The sequence below is a fragment of the Mesorhizobium sp. SP-1A genome, assembly GCF_032460275.1.
Taxonomy (GTDB): domain Bacteria; phylum Pseudomonadota; class Alphaproteobacteria; order Rhizobiales; family Rhizobiaceae; genus Mesorhizobium.
In genome coordinates this window covers 196,487-217,894 of sequence record NZ_JAVXZD010000004.1, presented here as the reverse complement: position 1 = coordinate 217,894, position 21,408 = coordinate 196,487, and the positions used below count along the sequence as shown (strand labels likewise).

The window sequence follows — 21,408 nt, the reverse complement described above, 5'->3', positions numbered from 1 at the left end:
ACCGGACCGCCTGAGTGGAGTTTCAGCCGGGAACGCGGGCGCGCGCCTCCAGATAGCGGGTGATGGCGGCATTAAGCTCTCCGCCGAGGATGAAGATCGCCGACATGATGTAGAGAAACACCACCGCGATCATGATCGAGGCGAGGCCGGCATAGGTCGTCACATAGGACGAGAAATGGTCGATATAGGTGGCGAAGGCGGTCGAGCCGACCAGCCAGGCGATCAGCGTGAACAGGATGCCGGGCACGATCGAGACGAGCCTTCGTTTCCCGGCCGGCAGCCAGTAATGCACCGCGAACAGCCCTAGCACGATCACGGCCGTCGCGATGACGTACCGCCACAGCGTGATGGTGCCCATATAGGGCTGTATCCACTCGATCCGGGCCTCCGCAAGGCGTGCCAGCAGCGGCGCGAGCACCAACAGCACGCTGATCACGAGAAAGCTGGCGGTGGCGATGAGCACGAAGACCAGGCTCTGCACCCTGCGATAGACGATGCCGCGCGTCTCGGTCACCCGGTACGCGCGGTTGAGGGAGGTCCGCACGGCCTCGATCCCGTTCGACGCGAAGAAGGCCGCCAGCACCACGCCATAGGTCAAAAGGTCCGTGCGCTGCACCGTCAGCACGTTGAGCACTTCGCGGGCGATCGGCTGGGCGATCTGGGGCGGCCAGGTGTCGAACACGATATGCACGGCCGTGCTGGCGAAGGCCTGCGCGCCGAGGAAGGAGGCGAGCGTCGTGGCAAAGATCAGGAACGGGAACAGCGCCATCAGCGACGTTATGGCCAGATGACTGGCCATTGCCCAGCCGTCGTCATTGGTGAAATGGCCCACCACGTCATAGATCACGCGTTTCAGGGCGACGATGTTGCGCAGCAATAGCTTTCCCTGCGATTGTCTATGGCCCGCGAATATGTGAAAGGTTTGCCGCACATGGCAACCCTTGGGAGAAACTCCGGGTTTGCCGGTCGCCGCATGCCGCCGGGTCCCGGCGCAACCGATTGGACGCATTCATGGAAACCGCCCTGAAATTCCTAGCCGTAGTCGCCATGATCGCGGTGGTCGCGGTGCTGATCCGTGGCCTGGTCAACATGATGCGGGGTGGTTCCGGCGTCACCTCGAACAAGCTGATGCAGGCGCGCGTGCTGCTCCAGGCCGTGGCCATCGCCCTCCTTTTGCTGGTGGTCTATTTCACGCGCAAGTAGTGGAGCGGACAGGAAAGACCATGGTCAGGCTGAACAAGATTTACACCCGCACCGGCGACGACGGCACCACGGGCCTCGGCAGCGGCGAGCGCCGACTGAAATCGGACCTGCGCGTCGAAGCCTGCGGCACGATCGACGAGGCGAACGCCTGCATCGGCATTGCGCGCACCCATACGGCAAGCGCCCACCCGGCGGTGGACGCGATGCTCGGCCGCATCCAGAACGACCTGTTCGACCTTGGCGCCGACCTTGCGGTGCCGGACACCGGCAAGCCGCTGGATTATGAGCCGCTGCGCATCGCAGCTTCCCAGGTGGAGCGTCTCGAGCACGACATCGACCTTCTCAACAAGGACCTGCAGCCCTTGCGCTCCTTCGTGCTGAACGGTGGCTCGCCGGCCGCGGCCGCCCTGCACCTCGCCCGCACCGTGGCGCGCCGCGCCGAGCGGGTCATGGTGGCCCTGGCGCAGGACCCGGCCGAGCACGTCAACCGCGAGGGCATGAAATACATCAACCGCGTGTCCGACCTGCTGTTCGTGGCCGCCCGCACCTTGAATGACAAGGGCGCCGCCGACGTGCTATGGGTTCCCGGCCAGAACCGGTGACAGCGCCCGGGCCTGCGCGCGCAACCTTCCTGCCGTAGCGGAGAGGACGCATGTTCATTCCCCTCTACGACTCGAATCGCCTGCGGTTCATCCGCATCCAATATGTGACGATCGGCCTGATCGCGCTGAACGTCGTCGTCTATTTCGGCACGGTTTTCGCCGGCGAGAACTTCACCAACGCCGCCATGCTCGGCCTCGGCTTCATCCCGTCCGTGGTGCACCACACGGCCGAACTCGCCCCGCAATACATCGTCGTCCCCGAAACCCTCAGCTACGTCACCTATTCCTTCCTGCACGCCGACCTTATCCATCTCGGCGGCAACATGCTGTTCCTGTGGGTCTTCGGCGACAATGTCGAGGACGCGCTCGGCCACCTGCGCTATCTGGTCTTCTACCTCGCCTGCGCGGTCGGCGGCGCGTTGCTGCACGGCATGGTCGCGCCTGATTCCCAGGCGCCGCTGATCGGCGCCTCCGGCGCGATCGCCGGCGTGGTGACCGCCTACCTGATCCTCTATCCGCGCGTGAAGGTATGGATACTGGCCTTTGCCCGCATTCCCTTGCGCATTCCCGCCTATGTCGTGCTCGCGCTCTGGATCGGCACGCAGTTCGTCCTTTTCCTGCGCGGCGGCGAGGACGAGGTGTCCTGGGCCTGCCATGTGGGCGGCATCCTCACCGGCGCGGTGTTGGTCTTCGTCCTGCGCCGTCGCGATGTCTTGTCGGACCTCGCCGCGGCTCCCGCCGCCGTGCCCGAGAGCGAGGCCGCCGAGCCGCTTCCGCCCCACCCCCGGGGCCCTTGGGACGGTCGCTAGACGCAGCATTGTTTCAACCGATTTGGTTGCGTAGCCGATATTGACGGGCAAGCCTGCGGAAACTAGGGTCCGCCCGCCTTCGAAGGCCCGAGGCGGCCGGAGTCTTAAATTTTCATGCCGGATGTCGGCATTCGACAACTCTGGGCGGAACCGCGCTGCTATTGCGCGTCCAGAACATCTTGAGAGGTGACATGCCAATGAAAGTTCTCGTCCCGGTAAAGCGCGTTGTGGATGCGAATGTGAAGGTTCGGGTGAAGGCGGACGGCTCGGGCGTCGAGCTTGCGAATGTGAAGATGGCGATGAACCCGTTCGACGAGATCGCGGTGGAAGAGGCGATCCGCCTGAAGGAGGCGGGCAAGGCGGAAGAGATCGTGGTGGTGTCGGTCGGTCCCGCACAGGCGGCCGAGACGCTGCGCACCGCGCTCGCCATGGGCGCGGACCGCGCCATCCTGGTCAAGGTGGACGAGGCTGTCGAGCCGCTGGGCGTGGCCAAGGTGCTCAAGGGCGTCGCCGAGGCCGAGCAGCCGGGCATCGTCATCCTCGGCAAGCAGGCCATTGACGACGACAGCAACCAGACCGGGCAGATGCTGGCGGCGCTGCTGGGCTGGTCGCAGGGCACCTTCGCCTCCAAGGTCGAGATCGCCGGCGACCACGCCAAGGTGACGCGCGAGGTGGACGGCGGCCTGCAGACGGTGGAGCTGAAGCTGCCGGCGATCGTGACGGCGGACCTGCGCCTCAACCAGCCGCGCTATGCTTCGCTGCCCAACATCATGAAGGCCAAGAAGAAGCCGCTCGACGAGAAGAGCCCGGCCGATTTCGGCGCCGACGTCAAGCCGCGCCTGAAGGTGCTCAAGACCGAGGAGCCGGGCGGCCGCAAGGCCGGCGTCAAGGTCAAGACCGTGGCCGAACTGGTCGACAAGCTCAAGAACGAAGCCGGCGTTCTATGAGGATTTGAGCTGAGGCCGGGCTGCCAATGGCGCCGTCCTCCGCTTCCGGTGCTCACGTACGGACGTACGCTCCGCCCCGGTTCTCGAACGTCACCATTTTCGCTTCGGCCTGACCTCAAATCGGGCATCTGAAGTAAAGGGATAAAAGAATGGCAATTCTTCTGATCGCCGAACACGGCAACGACCATCTCTCCGACCAGACGGCGAAGGCGCTGTCCGCCGCCCTCCAGATCGGCTCCGACGTCGACGTGCTGGTCGCCGGCAAGGGCGCCAAGGCGGCTGCCGACGCCGCCGCCAAGCTGAAGGGCGTGCGCAAGGTGCTGCTGGCCGAGGCCGACGAACTGGCCGAGCGGCTGGCGGAGCCGACCGCCGCGCTGGTGGTTTCGCTCGCCGGCAACTACGACACCATCGTGGCGCCGGCCACGTCCTCGGGCAAGAACGTCGCGCCGCGCGTGGCGGCCCTGCTCGACGTGGCGCAGGTGTCGGAAATCATCGAAGTGGTGTCGGCCGACACCTTCAAGCGGCCGATCTATGCCGGCAACGCCATCCAGACGGTGCAGGCCAGCGGACCGAAGAAGGTGATCACCGTGCGCACGGCCTCCTTCCAGGCCGCGCCCGAGGGCGGCTCGGCTGCGGTGGAGACGGTCAACGCCGCCGCAAATCCGGGCCTGTCCAGCTTCGTCGAGAACAGGCTGTCGGAAAACGACCGGCCGGAGCTCACCTCGGCCAAGATCATCATCTCGGGCGGCCGCGCGCTCGGCTCGGCGGAGAAGTTCCAGGAAGTTATCCTGCCCGTCGCCGACAAGCTGGGCGCGGCGGTTGGTGCAAGCCGAGCTGCGGTCGATGCCGGCTACGCGCCGAACGACTGGCAGGTCGGCCAGACCGGCAAGGTGGTGGCCCCCGACCTCTACATCGCTTGCGGCATCTCCGGCGCCATCCAGCATCTGGCCGGCATGAAGGACTCCAAGGTCATCGTCGCCATCAACAAGGACGAGGAAGCCCCGATCTTCCAGGTCGCCGACTACGGCATCGTCGGGGACCTCTTCGTCGTCCTGCCGGAACTGCAAAAGGCGCTTTGACGCTCCCGGCGGTGCGGTATTAAATTAAGCGGGGCGGGGTGGACGAAGTCGCCCCGCCTTTATAGTTTGCGCTGCACAAATTCGATCGGACGGGAAAAAGGACAATGAGCAAGATCGAGACGATCGGCATTATCGGCGCCGGCCAGATGGGCGGCGGCATCGCCCACGTTTCGGCGCTGGCGGGCTACAAGGTCCTGCTCTACGATATTTCCGGCGACCGCATCGAGAAGGGCATCGCCACCATCAGCGGCAACATGGCGCGCCAGGTCGGCTCCGGCAAGCTGGAGGAAAAGACGCGCAGGGACGCCATGGCGCGCATTGCGTCCGCGTCGGACCTCGCGGCGCTGGCCGAGGCCGATCTCGTCATAGAGGCGGCGACCGAGGACGAGACCGTCAAGCGCAAGATCTTTGCCCAGCTCTGCCCGCAGCTCAACCCCGAGGCGGTGCTGGCGACCAACACTTCCTCGATCTCGATCACGCGGCTCGCCTCGCAGACCGACCGGCCGGAGCGCTTCATCGGCATTCATTTCATGAATCCGGTGCCGGTGATGAAGCTGGTCGAGCTCGTGCGCGGCATCGCCACCGAGGACCGCACTTTCGAGATCGCCAAGGCCTATGTCGGCTCGCTCGACAAGACGATCACCGTTTCGGAGGACTTCCCCGCGTTCATCGTCAACCGCATCCTGCTGCCGATGATCAACGAGGCGATCTACACGCTTTACGAGGGTGTCGGCACGGTCGAGGCCATCGACACGGCGATGCGGCTGGGCGCCAACCATCCGATGGGGCCGCTGCAGCTCGCCGATTTCATCGGCCTCGACACCTGCCTCTCGATCATGCAGGTGCTGCACGAAGGCCTGTCGGACTCCAAATACCGTCCTTGCCCGCTTCTGGTGAAATATGTCGAGGCCGGATGGCTCGGCCGCAAGACAGGCCGCGGCTTCTACGATTACCGCGGCGAGCATCCGGTTCCGACCCGCTGACGGCTCCCCCGACCGGTCCCTGTTGACTGGTCGGGACCGCCGGCCGCGAGGTCATGAGCCGGCGGCCACCGCCGGGGGAAGGAACGGGGTTTCGGCGGTGCCCGCCACGGCGATGCGGAAACAGCCTCGGCCGGCCGCCTTGGCGGCATAGCAGGCGGCATCCGCCCGTGCGATGATTTCATCGACCTCGCCGCTATCTGCGTCGACCGGCGCGATTCCGATGCTGGCGCCGATCCGGTGCACGTGATCGTTCCACACGAACTCCAGGGCGAGAACCGCCTCGATTACCGTTTTCGCGGTGATTTCCGCGGCGGCGGCCGAGCCGGACTTGAGCAGCACGGCGAACTCGTCCCCGCCGAGCCTGGCGACGATATCGCCCGGCCCGAGCGCATTCCTGATCGCCTGCGCCGACAGTTTCAGCAGCGCGTCGCCCGCGGCATGACCCGCCGTGTCGTTGACCCGCTTGAACCGGTCGAGATCGATGAACATGAACTGGCGCGACATGCTGCCGGCCTGCGCGGTCTCGACCAGCGCCTTCATGGTGCGGATGAAGCTTGAGCGGTTCGGCAGGCCGGTCAACGCATCATGCGCGGCGGCGTAGGCAAGCTGGCGCTGCAGCGTGCGGGCGTCGGTAAAATCCTGGAACACGATGATCGAGCCGTCGCATTTGCCTTCCCCGGTCCGGATGGAGGAAATGACCTGGCGGATGCTGCATCGGGTGCCGTTGCGTTTCAGCAAAACGGCGCGGCTGTTGTGGTCGACAAGGCGACGGCCGTTGAATATGGCTTCAAGGTCCAGAGGCTGGCCGGTGTCTTCATCCACGGCCATGTAGACCTTCGCCAGCGGCCGCCCTATGGCCTCCGTCGCCGCCACTCCGGTGAGCTTCTCGGCGATCGGGTTCATGAAGGTCACGGAGCCCAAGGGATCGGTACAGATCACCGCATCGCCGATGGACTGCAAGGTGACGCGCAGACGCTCCTTCTCGGCCTCGAGCATGGCCGCGGAATGCACAAGCCATTGTTCCGCCTCCTTGCGGGCGGTGATGTCGGTGAAACTCCCGATGGCGCGCGCGACGTTGCCGTCGCCGTCGCGCTCGATGATCTTGCCTCGGTCCAGTATCCAGATCCACCGCCCGTCCTTGCGGCGTATGCGGAACTCGGCTTCGAAATACGGCGTCCTGCCGTCCTGATGCGCTCGATCCGCCGTCTCGACCGCTTGCCGGTCGTCGGGATGGATCAGGGTCAGCCAATGATCCGGATCGCCGTCCAGCTCGTCCGGTTCATATCCCAGCAGTTTCGCCCAGCCATCCGAATAGGAGATGCGGCCCTTGCGCACGTCGAGATCCCAGATGCCCTGCCCCGTACTTGTCAGCGCAAAATTCCAGCGCGTCTCGGCATCCGCTATGCGCCGGCGGCCCTCAACGATCTGCTGCACGAACTGCGCCACCATCAGCGGCGTCAGCACGGCGATCGCGACGGCCAGCTGGAACCCGCCGCTGAACGCGGCGGCACCGTGGCCGTGGCCGGGCACCAGCCCGACCATGGCACCGGCCATCAGCGCCGCTCCGGTGAAGCTGCAGACCAGCGCCGCCTCGAACACGGTCAGATAAAGCGCCGCGAGCAACGACGGCAGCATGGCCAGCGCAAAGGGGAATTCGCTCCACGCCAGCGACAAACAGCCGGCGCCCGCAGAGCCGAGGCATACCGTCGCCACGCGTGCGAACCCGTCGAAGCTGCTGAGCTTTGCCAAGGCCGCGCGTGAGCCGAACAGCAGCGGCGGCAGCACCATGGCGTAGCCGAGGGCGTTGGCGGACATCAGCGTCCAGCCGGTCCAAAGCGGCGGCCAGCCTCCATACCAGCTGGTGACCGGCAAGAACACCAGCACGGCCGCCGCCGTGGCCGCTATGCCGGCCAGGCCCAGGACCTGCACGAACTCGCCCGCGTTCGCGATCCGCAACGGCGGCCCGCCCACCGCCCTGCGGACCAGGTAAAGCGAAAGCATCACCTGCCCGGCATTGATCAAGGGCAGGATCAGCACCGTCGCGAGATCGCTGAAGAAAACGACGTTAACCGCCAGCGAGCCTGCCGCCAGCGCGATGAAATCCAGAACGCCCGGCCGCCTCGCGCGACGCGCCAGCATCACGAAAGCAAGCGCGTTGGCGAACCAGACCCCCGCGATGCCGTCGCTGAACCGGGATACCAGGATCGAAACCGAGCCGGCTACGAAAAAGCCGGCGGCAAGAAACGCCGCGTCCAGGCATTTGCGCGGGCTGGAACCGGCTTCATTCCCCGCTGTCACTTAAACTGCTCCGCCTCACGCCACACGTTATGGTTGGACCATGGCGAAACGCCCTTAAGGAACAGTTGCCGAAAACAAGCGAAGGCCGGCGGACAGGAACTCGCGCATAGTCATGCTTAAGCAATTTTCTACACGTTATACGTGTGTAGCCGATTGTCGAGCCATAAAGCGCCAGATTTGTCGATTAACCAGGCGCAGGCGCTGCAGGACGATAAAAAACGAGCGCATTTCTCGCGCTCGTTTTTCAGGTCCCGGCGATGAATTAGCGCCCGTTTGCGGTCCGGTCGGTGCTTTGTCGGAATACGGCCGGGTCCGGGCGGCGCTGCGCCGCTTCCGACAGGAACGATCTTGCCATTTCGATCTCGTTCGCGCGCAGCTCATGGCCGCCTTCGTGCCATTCGACTGTCACGTCGGCGCCGCCGCCTCTCAGACCGGCCGCCAGTTGTTCCGTCAGATCGGCCGGAGCTATGGGATCGCGGCGACCGGCCGTCACCAGAACACGCCGGCCGGCGAAGCTTCCGCTTATATCGGGGCGGAACGGAATCAGCGGATGCATCAGCACCGCCGCGTCGAACAGCGACGGCCGGGCGAAGAGGGCCGAAGCCAGAATGTTGGCACCGTTGGAATAGCCGAGCCCGAGAACCGTCGACGCACCAGCGTCGGCGGCATGGGCTTCGACGAACCCGACCATCTTTCCCGTCGCCCGCGCGAGATCGTCCATGTCGTAGACGCCCTCGCCGGTTCGCCGGAAGAAGCGGGTCGCGCCGAATTCGGAGACATCGCCGCGCGGCGAGATGACGGTCGCCGCCGGAACGAAGTCGCGCCCGAGCGGCAGGAACTGGTTCTCGTCCCCACCGGTGCCGTGGAAGACGAACAGGAGAGGGCCGCCCGGCTTTCCGGGCAGCACCTTATGAACATAGGCGTCCTTTGCCATGGCGATCTCCTAATCCTCGAGCGGCTGCAGGTGTTGTTCGAGATATGGCCGCAGATGCGCGTGCTGGGCCGGCAGTTTCAGCGCTTCGCCCAGATGTGCCGTGTCCTCGTCGCGGTCGAAACCCGGTTCGTTGGTGGACACCTCGAACAGCACGCCGCCCGGGGTGCGGAAATAGATCGCCCAGAAATAATCCCGGTCGATGACCGGCGTGACCTGATAGCCCGTATCCATCAGCGCCTTGCGGACCTCGAGCTGGCGCGCGCGGTCTTCCACCGCGAAGGCGACATGATGAACCGAACCGGCACCGAGGCCGGCCACGGGCGCTCCCGGCAAGGTCTCGATGTCGACGAGATCGGCACCGTTGCCGTTCTCGATCGACAGCCGCCGGATGGCGCCCTCCCGGTCGATTTCTTCATAACCCATGAATTTCAGCAGTTCCTCCGTGGCGCCCGCGTCCCTCAGCCGGAGCGATACGGAATGGAAGCCGCGGATGGCCTCGTCGGCCGGCACGCCGCCTCTGGCCCAGGGCGCGCGGCTGTCGGCCTTGTCTTCCACCAGCGCGAAACGGTCGCCGTCGGGGCCGGTGAAGGTCAACCGCTTCTCGCCGAACCGTTCCTCGCGGGCCAGACCGCCGACGCCTTCTTTGGCAAAGCGGTCTTCCCAATAGCCCAGCGTTCCTTCCGGCACCGAAAACACCGTCGTGCCGACCTCGCCTACGCCCGGCCGGCCCCTGCTGATATGCGGAAACGGGAAATAGGTCATCACCGAGCCCGGAGTGCCGAGCTCGTCGGCATAATAGAGATGATAGACGTCGGGCGCGTCGAAATTGACGGTCTTCTTGACGCGGCGCAAGCCGAGCTTATGCGTGAAGAAATCGTTGTTCTGGCGCGCGTCCGCCGCCATGGATGTGACGTGATGCAGTCCCTTGATCTGGTCGAGCATGGTGCTTCGCTCCCTTTTTGGCGGCAGCCGCCGCTCTCCCCGCCAATATGCGGTCGCAGCACCGGACGGCAAAGGGCGCGAACACCGGAAGGACTGTGCTGCAAAAGTGAACGATCAAAAGCATTCGTTCACTGGCAGCCTGCAAGTCGGCCGGAGCCGGAACGAGAAAAAGCCCGCGCCGCTCTCCGGCGCGGGCTCGCTTTCCTCCCAACGCGACCTTACGGCTTCAGCACCATGCGCTGCTTGTCGCGGTTCTCGGCGTAACTGCCCTTGTCATAGGCCGTCTGCGCTTCGAGCTGCTCTTTGGTGAAGTTCGTGTAGAGGTAGTTCTTGCCGTCCTTGTCGGTCATGAATTTCAGGTTGTCCATGCCGATGGCGACCGGCTTGGCGCCGATGCCGAGGAAGCCTCCGACATCCACGACGATCGCGTCGACCTTGTTGTCGCTGCTCAGCACGATGTCGCCGATCTTGCCGACCTTGGCGTCGTTCGACCCATAGACCGTCGTGCCGATAAGGTTGTCGGCGCTGATCTTGTCCTCCGGCAGCGCGGTGAGCGTGGATTTGTCGATCGCCGCGGTCTCGGTCGTGTCCGGCTTGCCTGCCTGCTCGCCGGCAGTCGAGTTCTGCGCCGTATCGGTCGTCGGCGTCATGGTCGGCGCCGTTTCCGCCCCGGCGGCTGCCGCCGCGGGCGCCGGGTCATAGGCCTTGCGGTCGAAGTCGGGCAGCGCCTGCAACTGCTCCTTGGTGGCCTCGACCACCAGGAAGCGATCGCCGCCGCGCTCCATCGGCTTGGCCTTGTCGTGATCGAAGGCGACGTTCTTCTGCCCAAGGCCGAGGAAGCCGCCGACGCCGATCACCAGCGACTGCATCTTGCCCTCCTTGGACAGGACGATGTCGTTGACGTTGCCGATATCCTGCGCGTCGCTGCCGGTGCCGTTATAGACGTTCTCACCGATGATCGCGGAGGCGAGCTGGCCCTGGTCGATCGACGCGGGCTTGGCCGGTTCGATGGGGGCCGTGGCCGGTGCGTTCTGCGCGGTATTGTCGGTCGCGGGCGCCGTGGTTGTCGATGGCTGCGCGGCCGCAGGCGGCTGTGCCGGCTTGAACGGCGTGTCGTCGAATGCCGGCTGCGCCGTCAGCTGCTCCTTGGTCGTCTTGGCGACGAGCCAGCGGTCGCCGTTCTTCTCGGCCCATTGCAGCTTGGAAAAGTCAAAGGTCACGTCCTTCGAGCCGACGCCCAGAAAGCCGCCGACGCCGATGACGACCGACTTGGCTTGGCCGTCCTTGTCGAAGACGACGTCCGTCACCTTGCCGATATTCTGCGCGCTGTCCCCGGTCCCGTTGTAGACGCTTTCACCGATGATATTGGTGGCGAGTTGCCCCTCCGCCTTGACGGCCGGGGTCGTCGGTGCGGCATTCTGCGTTGCGGGTGCCGCGGGAGCTGGCGCGGTCGTGTCCTGCGCGAGGGCGCCAGAGGCGGCGACCATGGCCAGCGCGGTCGTGGCCAAAAGCTTGCGGATCATGATAGTTTACTCCTCGTGCGTGCTTGTTCATGCACGCCGCGCCCGGCAGAACCGTCGCGGGGAAAGCCGAGCGCGGCATCTCAACGAATTCACAACGTCGTGACCGCCGTCTTGTTCCGAGATCGGACCAGGCACGCGGGCGTCGGGCGATTTTTCCGGGAACCTTTTGGATGCGGCAGGGGTTGCGGGCACGGCCGGCACTTCCCATCTGCCATGGCAAGCACTTCGCCAAACAGGAAAACGACTTCCAATTCAACGACTTGAACCGACGGAGGCAAAATGCGCTTTGCGGTCGTGCTGAACCGGGACGGCGGCACTTTGCGCACCACCGACCTCGACGCGCTCTCTCGAACCCTGCGCGAGGTGCTTGAACGAGCCGGGCACGAGCTCGACATCGAAATCGTGCATGGCCGCGACATAGCCAAGGCTCTGGACCGCGCAGCCGCACGCGAAGGCTTCGATGTCGTGATGGCCGGCGGCGGCGACGGAACCATATCGGCGGCCGCGGCGCGATTGATGGATTCGCCGAAGGCGCTCGCCGTCCTGCCGGCCGGCACCATGAACCTGTTCGCCCGCAGCCTCCGGATTCCGCAGACGCTCGAGCACGCCATAGAGACGTTCGCCACCGGAGAGATCGCGTCCGCCGATATCGTGACCGCGAACGGCCAGCCCTTCATTCATCAGTTTTCCACCGGCATGCACGCCCGGATGGTGGCCTTGCGCGAAAAGATGGAATTCGGCTCGCGCCTCGGCAAAATGCGCGCATCCGTGCGTGCCGCCTGGATCGCACTGAGGAACCCCCGCTCGATGGACGTGGCGCTGACGATCGACGGCGTGGAGATCGACGCGCGCGCGACCGGACTGGGCGTGACCAACAACCTCTTCGGCGGAAACTATCTGCCCTACGCCGACGATCCGGCCGGCGGCGTGCTGGGCGTTTATGTGATGATGGCGCAGCGGCAAACGGAATTGCTGCGTCTGGTGCTGGATGCCGTGCGCGGCAAATGGCACGACAGCCCGCATGTCGAGACGCACCAGGGCAAGAAGGTCGTCCTGAAGATCCGCGGCCGGCGCCGGCGCTGGAAAGCCGTAATGGACGGCGAGCTGGTGCGCCTCGAGAACGAGACCATTTTCGAGCAGCATCCGGGCGCGCTGAAAGTGCTGGTTCCCGCCAATACGTAGCCGATCAGCCGCCTGTCGTCTGGTTCTGCTGGGTGGCCGGGGTCTTGATCATCTCGCCATAGAGCTCGACCCCGCCCCACGCGGCGAGGGCCAGCAGCAACGCGGCGATGAGGATGATGAGGACGGGACGGCCCAGCCTTCCCTGACGGGCCTTGTTTTCGGGAACGGTCTTAACCACGGATCGACCTCCGTTGGTTGGCGCCAATGAAGCGCTGCTTCGAGGCGCTTGGATTTCAGAAGGGTTCCTGACGGCTAACGACCGCCCCCCGGAAAATGTTCCTGCCGGGCTTCCGCCAGGCCGGTGCGGGAAACCAAATGTCGGCCTGGACGCGCCGCCATCGCCGGCGGCCGCGCCTTCGGTCCGGCCCGCCGGTCGGCTATATGCCCGCGCCGGAATCCCGGTCGTCGTCGTTGTGGCGTCCGGCATTCTCGCGATAGATCGCATAGGCAGCGAGCGCCACGATCGGACTGGCCAGGAGGCTCAGTCTGCCCTTGCCCCGCAGCAATGTCGGCAGAAGCGCCAGTGCGGTCGAAACGCCGATCGCCGTCATGTCCGCCTTGCGGCGCTTTTCGCGCCGCCGCCTGCGGCTGCTGCCCGAAATGCGGAATGCCAGCACGAACACTCCGGCAAGGACCAGAAAGCCGATGCCGAAGCCCAGCGCGGACGCCATGGGACCGAAATGCCGTTCCGACCAGATGAAGGCGGCGCCTATCAGGAAGCCGATGCCGCACAGGCAGCACAGGCCGGCCAGCGAATAGAGGATCGCGGCCAGCCGAGCGCGCCTCAGCGCCGCATACGCTTCACCGGAAGCAAGACCGGTGATCAGCGATGTCAGCAGCCCCATGGCGTCAGCGACGCGACAGCAGCGCGAAGAGGTAGCCAATACCGGCCGCGATCGCCAGCGAGGTCACCGGCTTTTCGCGAACGGTAGCCAGCAACTGCTCTTCCAGTTCCTTTGCGTTGCCGCGCAGGCTCTCCATGGCTGCCTCCCCCTGAACCCGCAACTGTTCGACGCCCTCGGCCGCCGCACGCTTGGCCGTGCCGTAGCCTTGCTGGCCGGTGGCCGCCAATTGCCTGGTAAGCTTCTCGATATCGTCCCGAAGCTGTCGGATATCGGCTTCCAGCTCGGACGCGGTTTGCGCCTCGGGAGACGACTTGATCGATTTGCTTTCGTTCGCGGCCATTCTCAACTCCTACGGTTCTCCGGCTTCAAACGTAGCTTGCGACGTAAGGTTCCCCAAACAGAGCGCGCGTACAGGCAGCGTTGTCGCTCACACCAGAGGGCGGCGCGTATCGCCGAGCCCGCTCCAGCCGGACAGCTTCTGCAGCGCCTCGGGATCCATCACTTCGCAGCCCCCGTCGCGCCACACGATCAATCCACGTGACGACAGCTTGCGCAAGGTCTTGTTGGTATGGACCAGCGAAAGGCCGAGCGTATCGGCGATATGCTGCTGGGTGATCGGAATCTGCATCGGTTTGCTGTCGTTCAGTCCCAGGCCGGTCGCCCGCGCGAAGATGAAGGCGATGAGATAGGACGCCCGCTCCAGCGCCGACCGGCGCCCGACACTGAGCAGATTCTCGTCCAGCATGCGCTCCTCGCGCGCGGCGAGCCAGGTGATGTCGAAGGCGAGGCCGGGATGCTTGCGGTAGAGTTCCGGCAACTGCTCGCGTTCGAACACGCACAAAAGCAGAGGCGAAAGCGCCTCGATGGAATGCTGCATTTCGCCCATCACCGTGCCTTGCAGCCCGATCAGGTCGCCCGGCATGACGTAGTTGAGGATCTGGCGGCGGCCATCGTCCAACAGCTTATAGCGGAAGCCCCACCCCGACAGAACCGTATAGAGATGGGCGCTGTGGCTTCCCTCCACCAGGACCGTGGCGCCCTTGTCGACCGCAAGCTCGCCCTTCTTGAAGGTGCTGATGAAAGCCAGTTCCTGGCTTTCGAATTCGCGGAACAGCGGCAACGGCCTCAGCGGGCATTTTTCGCACGGATAACGGCGTGTGGAAGATCCCTCGTTTTGCCCCGCCATGTAGCCCCTCTGTGGTGGGAAAAGTGGACTTCAACGCCTTGCGCGCGGAAAAAGTTCCTCTCGTCTACACCGCAATATGTCTTTTTTAAATGACGCGGCGGCGGATTGCGGGCATGAGGCAGGTCGAAACAGGGGTGTCGCACATGTCTCCACTGCCGGAAGAATCTGCGCTGCCGCTCGAAGGCGTGCGTATCGTCGTGCTCGAAGACGAATATCTGATCGCCATGGATGTCGAGCAGCTATGCCGCGACAATGGCGCCGAAGACGTCACCATCGTCCAGAACCTGTCGGAGATCGAGGCCGACAGCCTGGGCAAGCATTTCGACGCGGCGATCGTCGACATGATGCTGAACGGGGAATCGACGCTCGAGTTCTCGCGCCGCCTCCTCGCGCTGGGCATGCCTTTCGTCATCGCCTCCGGTTATTTGACCACGGAGGAGATCGGCGCCCTGTTGCCGGGGGTAGGCTTCGTCGAAAAACCCTATGCCGGCAACGACCTCGTGGAAGCACTGGCGCAAGCCCTGCGGCGCGGGAGCGCCGCGGACTGACGCCAAGGCTCAGGCCGCCGACGAGCCCATGACCTGGGCCGAGATCGCGTCCGGCCCGAACTCGTCGTCGCCGGAAATCTTCAGGATATCCTGCAGGCGCGACCGGGCGCGGCTGACCCGGCTCTTGATGGTTCCGACCGCGCAGCCGCAAATTTCGGCCGCCTCCTCATAGGAGAAGCCCGAGGCGCCGATCAGGATGATCGCTTCCCGCTGGTCTTCCGGAAGCTGCTCCAGCGCGGCGCGGAAGTCCTTCAGATCGAGCTGGCCGTGCTGGGCGGGATGAACGGCCAGCCGTCCGGTCATGACGCCGTCGCTGTCCTGCACCTCACGGCCGCGCTTGCGCATCTGCGAATAGAATTCGTTGCGCAGGATGGTGAACAGCCACGCCTTCAGATTGGTTCCGAGCTGAAAGCTCTGCTGCTTGTCCCATGCCTTGACCAGCGTCTCCTGCACGAGATCGTCGGCCCGGTCGGCATTCTGCGTAAGCGATACCGCAAATGCCCTCAGGCTCGGGATCGAGGCAAGCAGGTCGGTCTTGAAGCCTTGCGAAGCCCCCATGCGTCAGCCCTTCTTATGCGCGGCTTCGGTCTGTTCCAATTGCGCCAGCAACTGGGCGAAGCGGTCAGGCACCTCGTCGGAAACCAGATCATCGTAATATTGTTTGAGCTTGCGGCCGATTTCGGAATTCGTTCCCAAGGGATCGCCCGAAAGCTGGCGCCCAGCGGTGTCCGCCGTTGCGGTTTTCGTTGCTTCTTTCACGTTTCGCCCTCAATATTTGCCTTGTCACTTGTCTCGAGACGGGTGCCCCAGCCACCCGGGCGCAAGGCAAGCGGCTCCTCCTCCGGCCGATCGGTCCAGAACGTCTTGCCCATCCATTAGTTCCACCGTATCGGAACTTTTTGCGGCAGTAAGCGTTTGAGGGTGCTGCGCCCGCGCGCGCCCGACCTTTTCACGTCCGCTGAGGGAGACGTCCACAATGAACCTGTCCGCCACCATCGCTCCACACCTGCCTTATCTGCGCCGTTTCTCGCGTGCCGTGTCGGGTTCCCAGGAAAGCGGGGACGCCATGGTCGCAGCGATGCTCGAGGCCATTATCGCCGATTCGGGCATTTTCCCGGAAGCGTCCAGCGACCGCATCGCCATCTACAAGGTCTTCGCCCGGCTGTTCACCTCCGTCGCCATCCGCGTGCCCCAGGAGGAAGCGCAGGCAGGCTGGGAGCAGCGTGCCGCAGCCAACCTGAATGCGCTGGCGCCGCTGCCGCGCCAGGCCTTCCTGCTCGTGGCGGTGGAAGGTTTTTCCGAAGCCGAGGCGGCCGAAATCCTCGACGTGGACGAGGAGACCTTCTCGGAACTGCTGTCGGAGGCGAGCGACGAGATTTCGCGTCAGGTCGCGACCGAAGTGCTCATCATCGAGGACGAACCGCTGATCGCCATGGACATCGAGGAGATGGTGGAGAGCCTCGGCCACCGCGTCGTGGGCATCGCCCGCACGCACGCCGAAGCCGTGGCGATGTTCGGCAGGACGCACCCGAAAATGGTGCTCGCCGACATCCAGCTCGCCGATGGCAGTTCCGGCATCGAGGCGGTCAACGAGATCCTGTCGGCTTCGCCCGTGCCGGTGATCTTCATCACCGCCTTCCCCGAGCGCCTGCTCACCGGCGAGCGGCCGGAGCCGGCGTTCCTCGTCACCAAGCCCTTCAACCCGGACATGGTCAAGGCACTGATAAGTCAGGCATTGTTCTTCGACCGCCACGCCAAGGCCGCCGCGTGAAACCGCGCCGTGACAGGCATAATTTACACGACGATCCGGAACAAATGTCAGCGGCCCGACGTTTTGCCGCAACATCGGAAGGAGTTTGACGATGCTCTACTGGGCCCTTGTGTTCCTTGTCGTGGCAATCATAGCCGGCGCGCTCGGTTTCGGTGGAATCGCCGGCGCTTCGGCCGGATTGGCCAAGATCCTGTTCTTCATATTCCTGGCGTTCCTGATCATCTCGTTGCTGGCGGGGCTTTTCAGGCGCGCGTGAGGCCTGCCGGAACCAGTTCCAAGGCAAACTGGAAGCCGCACCCCTCAAACGGTTTCCAGCCGCCGCCGGGCCCCAGATCCGCAGGGAAATGAGGTCCGGCGGAACCTTTCTTGAACGGATATCCGCTAATTTAGGCAATCAAGGGAGGCGCGGCGGCAGCTAGGCATATGGTTTCCAGGGTGGACAACACGAATGGTGGCGAGATGATGTCGCCGCAGTCGGGCTTGCAAGAGGATCAACTCGGGCGGGCGTTGTTGAATGCCTTGCGCAATGCCGGGGTGGCCGTCCTGTACCAGGACAAGGATCTCAAGACCGTATGGGCCCGCAACATGCTGGCTCCGTGGGTGTCGCATGCGGAAGGCGGCGGCCTGCAGAATTTCCTCCCCGAAACGCAATCGGAGCGGATAGAGGCCGCACGCAGGAACGTCATCGCGTCCGGCAACTCCGAACGGTTCGAGATCAGCATCCCCGGCGAGAACGGGGTGCGCTGGTTCGAAATCTGGGTGGATCCCGATTTCGACCGCAAAGGCGAGGTGCAGGGCATCCTCACCACGAAGGTGGAAACCACCGAGCAGAAGCGGCGCGAGCAGACGCTGAAGACATTGCTGCGCGAGGTGAGCCACCGTTCCAAGAACCTGCTCGCCATCATCCAGAGCATCGCGAGCCAGACGGGCCGTCATTCCGACAGCATTTCCGATTTCCTCACCCGCTTTCGCGGCCGCTTGCAGTCCCTCGCCTCCTCGCAGGACCTCGTGACCTCGTCGAACTGGCGCGGCGCCGAACTGCGTGAACTGGTCGCCGGCCAGGTCGCGCGCTATGGCGCAGACCCGGAACACAGCCTGCGTTTCGAGGGGGCCAACCCCTTCCTCAACCCGAACGCCGCGCTGCATATCGGCCTTGCCATGCACGAACTGGCGGTCAACTCGGTCAGCTACGGCGCGCTGTCTCAACCCAACGGCAGCGTCGCCGTGACCGCCGGCCTCAACGGCACTGACGGCGAAACCTCGCTGTCGCTGATATGGAGCGAGCGCCTGCCGGGAACCGAAAGGAAGCGCGGGCGCAAGCGGTTCGGATCGGTCGCGCTGGAACGCGTGGTGCCGGTTTCGCTGAACGGCACGGCCACGCTCGACATCGCCAACGAGCACCTCAACTACACGCTCGTCGTGCCCCACGGAAATTTCGAGACCGAGTGAGATCGCTTGCGGATGATGGGGACGTTCGTGCAAGTATGTGGAGGTAAATCCGGCTGAAATGGCCGGAGAAACACTATCTTAGCCAGAAAAAGCTTTCTGGCGGACGAAATCCATGCCTCCGTGCTAGAGGAATGGGTGCTGTAAAGCGAGGGACATCAAGTGAGAGGAATTTCAGATGCGTAAGATAATGATTGCGGTGGCTATGGTTGCGGCTGTCAGCGGCTGCACCACGACCGAACAGGACGTCGGCGTCGGTGCCGGCGCCGGTGCCCTGATCGGCGGCGCGGTCGGCGGCTGGAAGGGTGCGGCCATCGGTGCGGCCGTGGGCGCCGGTTCCGGCCTTCTGGTTCGCAACCTGCGCAACGGATACTGCCAGTATCGCAGCCCGCGCACCGGTCGCATCTACACCGCCCGCTGCAACTGATCGGGTCTCAGGCGAACGAAAGAGGGCCGGCAAGCGCCGGCCCTTTTTTGTTTGCGCGGGCAGCCTTCCGGCGGCGCCGCTGCAACAGCGGCGTCCGTCAGGCTTGCAGCGGTATCCTGATCTTCACCTTCAGTCCGTCCTCTTCGAACTGGCGCTCGATCGTTCCGCCGAGCTCGCGCGTGATGTTCATGTCGATCAGCTTCGTGCCGAAACCGGTCTTGCTCGGCATCTCGAGCTTGGTGTGGCCCGATTCGCGCCAATGAAGCACGAGCTCGCGTTTCTGCCGCGCCCGTTCGGTCTTCCAGCTCACTTTAAGCGCACCGACCGAGTTGCCGGCCTCGCCATATTTGAGCGCGTTGGTGGCCAGTTCGTGGAAGGTCAGCCCGAGCGCCTGCGTCGTCGTTTCGTCCAGCAGCACCTGCGGCCCCGACAGCAGATCGTTAGGCAGTTCCTTGCCGAACACCTGGCCAAGTTCGATCCGAAGCAGGTCGCCGAGATCGGCCTTCTGCCAGCGTGAGCGGGTCAGCATATCCTGCGAGGCGGCCATGGCCTGCAGGCGGGCCGCGAACGAGGTCGAGAATTCCCGCACGTCGGTCGCCCCGGCGGCGGTCTGCCGTGCGATGGCCAGGACGCGCGCGATGGAATTCTTGATGCGGTGCTTCATCTCCTGGAGCATCAGCTCCTTCTCGAGCAGGCTCTTTTCCGTTGTTTCGTGCAATAGCGAAACGGCGTCGTAAGCCCGTTCCTGGTAGCGCGCCACCAGGGCGATGGCGCCCGCCAGCAGCAATCCGAACAGCCCCAGCGTGATCGGCACCAGGCGCGAGGACGGAGGGACGAAGGCGCTGGTCGGCCGGAACAGGATCTGCCACTTCCGCCCGGCGACCTCGACCCCGCGTTGAGCGACGAGGTGCTGCCCCAGGGACGCCAACGGCGGCGTCTCGGACCGGAAAAGAAGGTGGTCCGGATCAAGCTTCTGGTCGTAGACCTCGATATTGACAGGCAGGAGCGGCGCCTTGGCCAGCGCCGTCTGGAACAGGTCGCGCGCCCGGAACGCGGTATACAGGAAGCCGCCGACCGAAGGGGTCGCATCCGTGCCGGGGCCGCTCTTCACCATCAGCCGAACGAACACCAGGAACCCGGGAAAGATCTGCTCCGCCCCGGTGTTCTCTCCCAGCATCACCGGCCCGGTCGCGTGCTGCTTGTTGTCCAGTATCGCCTGCTCGATCGCGTCACGGCGCACCGGGTCGGTCATCATGTCGTAGCCGATCAAGGCGGCGTTGCCCGTGCCGAGCGGCTGGAACAGCACGATCGGCGCCCGCAGCGGCTGGTCCGTCTGCGGGTAGATCTTGCGCTCAAGTCCGGTGCCTGACCGGATGTCGCGTTCCACCGCTGCTTCCTGGCCCCGCTTGATCAGCTTGAGATAGCCGATGCCGCGCAGGCCGGCGAAATGCTGGCTTATGTTGAGCGCGTCGAAAAATTCCTTGAATTCGCCGGCCGCCACGTTGCCGTCATGGGCATCGAACAGGGCCGCGGTGGCGCGCAGCAGCGACAGATGCAGGTCGACACGGCTTTCGATCCGGTTCACCGCATCGTCCACCGTCGCCTCGAACTTGATTCGGGCGGCTTCCTGGGTGGCGAAATAGGCAAAGCCCGCCATCGCCAGACTGATCAACGCGACAGCTACGAACGCAATGATCGGAAAGAGCTTTTTCAAAGGCTGATGCACTCGGGTCAGTCGGGGAGCCCTTCATAGCAAACCCCGGTGCCAACACAATGGCACGTATGCCACAGCGATGACATTGCTTCATGCCGCGACAGGCATGGCCCATGCCGGCATGAAACTAGCCGGCTATGTTTACCGCCTAAGCGGCGATCTTGAGCGCCCCCGGGCCCGGAATGGCGCCGGGCGGGCACTTGCCGAGGATGATCATGCCCAGCACCTCGTCCTGCGTCACGTCCTGGGTGCGCGCCGTGCCGACGACCTGGCCGTTCTTCATGACGCAGACGCGGTCGGCAAGGTCGAAGACATCGTGGATGTCGTGGCTGATGAGGAAGATGCCGATGCCGTCGGCCTTGAGTTGCTTGACCAGTTCGCCGACCTGCGCGGTTTCCTGCGGGCCGAGCGCCGCCGTCGGCTCGTCCATGATCAGGATGCGGGCGTTGAACAGGATGGCGCGGGCGATCGCCACGGACTGCCTCTGGCCGCCCGACAGTTTCACCACCGGCTCCTTGAAGCGCTGGAAGCGCGGATTGAGCCGCCCCATCACCTTGCGCGCCTCCGCCTCCATCGCCACGTCGTCGAGCGTGCCCCAGCCGGTCTTCAGTTCGCGGCCGAGGAAGAGATTGGCGGCGGCGTCGACATTGTCGGCCAGCGCCAGCGTCTGGTAGATCGTTTCGATGCCGTATTTCTTGGCATCGCGCGGATTGGAGATGGACGCCTCCTCGCCGTTGACGAAAATCTGCCCGGCGTCGCGTTTGTAAGCGCCGGACAATATCTTGATCAGGGTGGATTTGCCGGCGCCGTTGTGGCCGAGCAGCGCCACCACCTCGCCGGGATAAAGATCGACGGAGGCGTCGTCGACGGCGCGGATGCCGCCGAAGGCGATGGAGATGTTTCTCAGATCCACCAGCGGCGCCGTGTCGGGATCGCGAAGCTCGGTATCGGCCATGGTGTCCTCCCGGT

Annotated in this window: 25 protein-coding genes; 12 read left to right on the top strand and 13 right to left on the bottom strand. The window is 64.5% G+C overall.

Going from position 1 to position 21,408, the window contains the following annotated elements; translation table 11 throughout:
• Positions 1 to 22: 22 nt before the first annotated feature.
• Positions 23 to 877, bottom strand: a complete 855-nt coding sequence (locus QU595_RS19410; RefSeq protein ID WP_315924927.1) for a YihY/virulence factor BrkB family protein — start codon at positions 875 to 877, stop codon at positions 23 to 25.
• 134 nt (positions 878 to 1,011) lie between these two features.
• On the opposite strand from QU595_RS19410, the gene QU595_RS19405 reads away from it, so the two are divergent.
• The 6 genes from QU595_RS19405 to QU595_RS19380 all read left to right on the top strand — a co-directional run bounded on the left by QU595_RS19405 (position 1,012) and on the right by QU595_RS19380 (position 5,623).
• A complete protein-coding gene (locus tag QU595_RS19405) occupies positions 1,012 to 1,203 on the top strand; it encodes a twin transmembrane helix small protein (RefSeq protein WP_315924925.1) in 192 nt (63 codons plus the stop codon).
• 20 nt (positions 1,204 to 1,223) lie between these two features.
• Positions 1,224 to 1,805 (top strand): cob(I)yrinic acid a,c-diamide adenosyltransferase, encoded by a 582-nt coding sequence (locus QU595_RS19400; RefSeq protein ID WP_315924923.1) that lies wholly within the window; start codon positions 1,224 to 1,226, stop codon positions 1,803 to 1,805.
• Between the two features lie 50 nt (positions 1,806 to 1,855).
• Complete coding sequence (locus QU595_RS19395) at positions 1,856 to 2,614, top strand: rhomboid family intramembrane serine protease (RefSeq protein WP_315924921.1); 759 nt, start codon at positions 1,856 to 1,858, stop codon at positions 2,612 to 2,614.
• Positions 2,615 to 2,811: 197 nt separating this feature from the next.
• Positions 2,812 to 3,561, top strand: coding sequence for an electron transfer flavoprotein subunit beta/FixA family protein (locus tag QU595_RS19390; RefSeq protein WP_315924919.1), 750 nt, complete (start codon positions 2,812 to 2,814; stop codon positions 3,559 to 3,561).
• A 149-nt stretch (positions 3,562 to 3,710) separates the two neighbouring features.
• On the top strand, positions 3,711 to 4,640 hold the full coding sequence (locus tag QU595_RS19385; RefSeq protein ID WP_315924917.1) for an electron transfer flavoprotein subunit alpha/FixB family protein: 930 nt from the start codon (positions 3,711 to 3,713) through the stop codon (positions 4,638 to 4,640).
• 104 nt (positions 4,641 to 4,744) lie between these two features.
• Positions 4,745 to 5,623 carry a 3-hydroxybutyryl-CoA dehydrogenase gene (locus QU595_RS19380; protein WP_315924916.1) on the top strand — a complete coding sequence of 293 codons (879 nt, stop codon included), beginning with the start codon at positions 4,745 to 4,747 and terminating at the stop codon, positions 5,621 to 5,623.
• Between the two features lie 51 nt (positions 5,624 to 5,674).
• Here the strand turns inward: QU595_RS19380 and QU595_RS19375 are convergent, their stop codons facing one another.
• From QU595_RS19375 to QU595_RS19360, 4 genes are all read right to left on the bottom strand, one after another.
• Positions 5,675 to 7,921: a diguanylate cyclase domain-containing protein gene (locus QU595_RS19375; protein ID WP_315924914.1), complete on the bottom strand. Its 2,247-nt coding sequence runs from the start codon at positions 7,919 to 7,921 to the stop codon at positions 5,675 to 5,677.
• 262 nt (positions 7,922 to 8,183) lie between these two features.
• Positions 8,184 to 8,855, bottom strand: a complete 672-nt coding sequence (locus tag QU595_RS19370) for an alpha/beta hydrolase (RefSeq protein ID WP_315924912.1) — start codon at positions 8,853 to 8,855, stop codon at positions 8,184 to 8,186.
• Positions 8,856 to 8,864: 9 nt separating this feature from the next.
• On the bottom strand, positions 8,865 to 9,797 hold the full coding sequence (locus tag QU595_RS19365; protein ID WP_315924910.1) for a VOC family protein: 933 nt from the start codon (positions 9,795 to 9,797) through the stop codon (positions 8,865 to 8,867).
• A 218-nt stretch (positions 9,798 to 10,015) separates the two neighbouring features.
• Entirely contained in the window at positions 10,016 to 11,320 is a 1,305-nt protein-coding gene (locus QU595_RS19360) for a PRC-barrel domain-containing protein (RefSeq protein ID WP_315924909.1), read from the bottom strand.
• Positions 11,321 to 11,599: 279 nt separating this feature from the next.
• Here QU595_RS19360 and QU595_RS19355 point away from each other — a divergent pair, with 279 nt between their 5' ends.
• On the top strand, positions 11,600 to 12,502 hold the full coding sequence (locus QU595_RS19355) for a diacylglycerol kinase family lipid kinase (protein WP_315924908.1): 903 nt from the start codon (positions 11,600 to 11,602) through the stop codon (positions 12,500 to 12,502).
• 4 nt (positions 12,503 to 12,506) lie between these two features.
• On the opposite strand, the gene QU595_RS19350 is transcribed toward QU595_RS19355, so the two are convergent.
• The 4 genes from QU595_RS19350 to QU595_RS19335 form a co-directional block, all read right to left on the bottom strand.
• Complete coding sequence (locus tag QU595_RS19350; RefSeq protein ID WP_315924907.1) at positions 12,507 to 12,680, bottom strand: hypothetical protein; 174 nt, start codon at positions 12,678 to 12,680, stop codon at positions 12,507 to 12,509.
• Positions 12,681 to 12,879: 199 nt separating this feature from the next.
• Complete coding sequence (locus tag QU595_RS19345) at positions 12,880 to 13,347, bottom strand: hypothetical protein (RefSeq protein WP_315924906.1); 468 nt, start codon at positions 13,345 to 13,347, stop codon at positions 12,880 to 12,882.
• A gap of 4 nt (positions 13,348 to 13,351) precedes the next feature.
• On the bottom strand, positions 13,352 to 13,687 hold the full coding sequence (locus tag QU595_RS19340; protein ID WP_315924905.1) for a hypothetical protein: 336 nt from the start codon (positions 13,685 to 13,687) through the stop codon (positions 13,352 to 13,354).
• Between the two features lie 87 nt (positions 13,688 to 13,774).
• The gene (locus QU595_RS19335) at positions 13,775 to 14,533 is read right to left on the bottom strand and encodes a Crp/Fnr family transcriptional regulator (RefSeq protein ID WP_315924903.1); all 759 of its coding nucleotides are present in this window, start codon (positions 14,531 to 14,533) and stop codon (positions 13,775 to 13,777) included.
• Positions 14,534 to 14,646: 113 nt separating this feature from the next.
• On the opposite strand from QU595_RS19335, the gene QU595_RS19330 reads away from it, so the two are divergent.
• On the top strand, positions 14,647 to 15,081 hold the full coding sequence (locus QU595_RS19330) for a response regulator (protein ID WP_315924901.1): 435 nt from the start codon (positions 14,647 to 14,649) through the stop codon (positions 15,079 to 15,081).
• 9 nt (positions 15,082 to 15,090) lie between these two features.
• Here the strand turns inward: QU595_RS19330 and QU595_RS19325 are convergent, their stop codons facing one another.
• Complete coding sequence (locus tag QU595_RS19325) at positions 15,091 to 15,639, bottom strand: RNA polymerase sigma factor (RefSeq protein ID WP_315924900.1); 549 nt, start codon at positions 15,637 to 15,639, stop codon at positions 15,091 to 15,093.
• Positions 15,640 to 15,642: 3 nt separating this feature from the next.
• Positions 15,643 to 15,840 carry a NepR family anti-sigma factor gene (locus tag QU595_RS19320; protein WP_315924899.1) on the bottom strand — a complete coding sequence of 66 codons (198 nt, stop codon included), beginning with the start codon at positions 15,838 to 15,840 and terminating at the stop codon, positions 15,643 to 15,645.
• Between the two features lie 217 nt (positions 15,841 to 16,057).
• Here QU595_RS19320 and QU595_RS19315 point away from each other — a divergent pair, with 217 nt between their 5' ends.
• From QU595_RS19315 to QU595_RS19300, 4 genes are all read left to right on the top strand, one after another.
• Positions 16,058 to 16,852 (top strand): response regulator, encoded by a 795-nt coding sequence (locus tag QU595_RS19315; RefSeq protein ID WP_315924898.1) that lies wholly within the window; start codon positions 16,058 to 16,060, stop codon positions 16,850 to 16,852.
• Positions 16,853 to 16,943: 91 nt separating this feature from the next.
• Positions 16,944 to 17,108 (top strand): DUF1328 domain-containing protein, encoded by a 165-nt coding sequence (locus QU595_RS19310; protein ID WP_315924896.1) that lies wholly within the window; start codon positions 16,944 to 16,946, stop codon positions 17,106 to 17,108.
• Between the two features lie 203 nt (positions 17,109 to 17,311).
• Entirely contained in the window at positions 17,312 to 18,301 is a 990-nt protein-coding gene (locus QU595_RS19305) for a sensor histidine kinase (RefSeq protein WP_410000541.1), read from the top strand.
• 175 nt (positions 18,302 to 18,476) lie between these two features.
• Positions 18,477 to 18,725, top strand: a complete 249-nt coding sequence (locus tag QU595_RS19300) for a YMGG-like glycine zipper-containing protein (RefSeq protein ID WP_315924892.1) — start codon at positions 18,477 to 18,479, stop codon at positions 18,723 to 18,725.
• A 97-nt stretch (positions 18,726 to 18,822) separates the two neighbouring features.
• Here QU595_RS19300 and QU595_RS19295 read toward each other — a convergent pair whose 3' ends face one another.
• Positions 18,823 to 20,439, bottom strand: coding sequence for a CHASE domain-containing protein (locus QU595_RS19295; protein WP_315924890.1), 1,617 nt, complete (start codon positions 20,437 to 20,439; stop codon positions 18,823 to 18,825).
• 148 nt (positions 20,440 to 20,587) lie between these two features.
• Positions 20,588 to 21,394 carry an ATP-binding cassette domain-containing protein gene (locus QU595_RS19290; RefSeq protein ID WP_315924888.1) on the bottom strand — a complete coding sequence of 269 codons (807 nt, stop codon included), beginning with the start codon at positions 21,392 to 21,394 and terminating at the stop codon, positions 20,588 to 20,590.
• Positions 21,395 to 21,408: the final 14 nt, after the last annotated feature.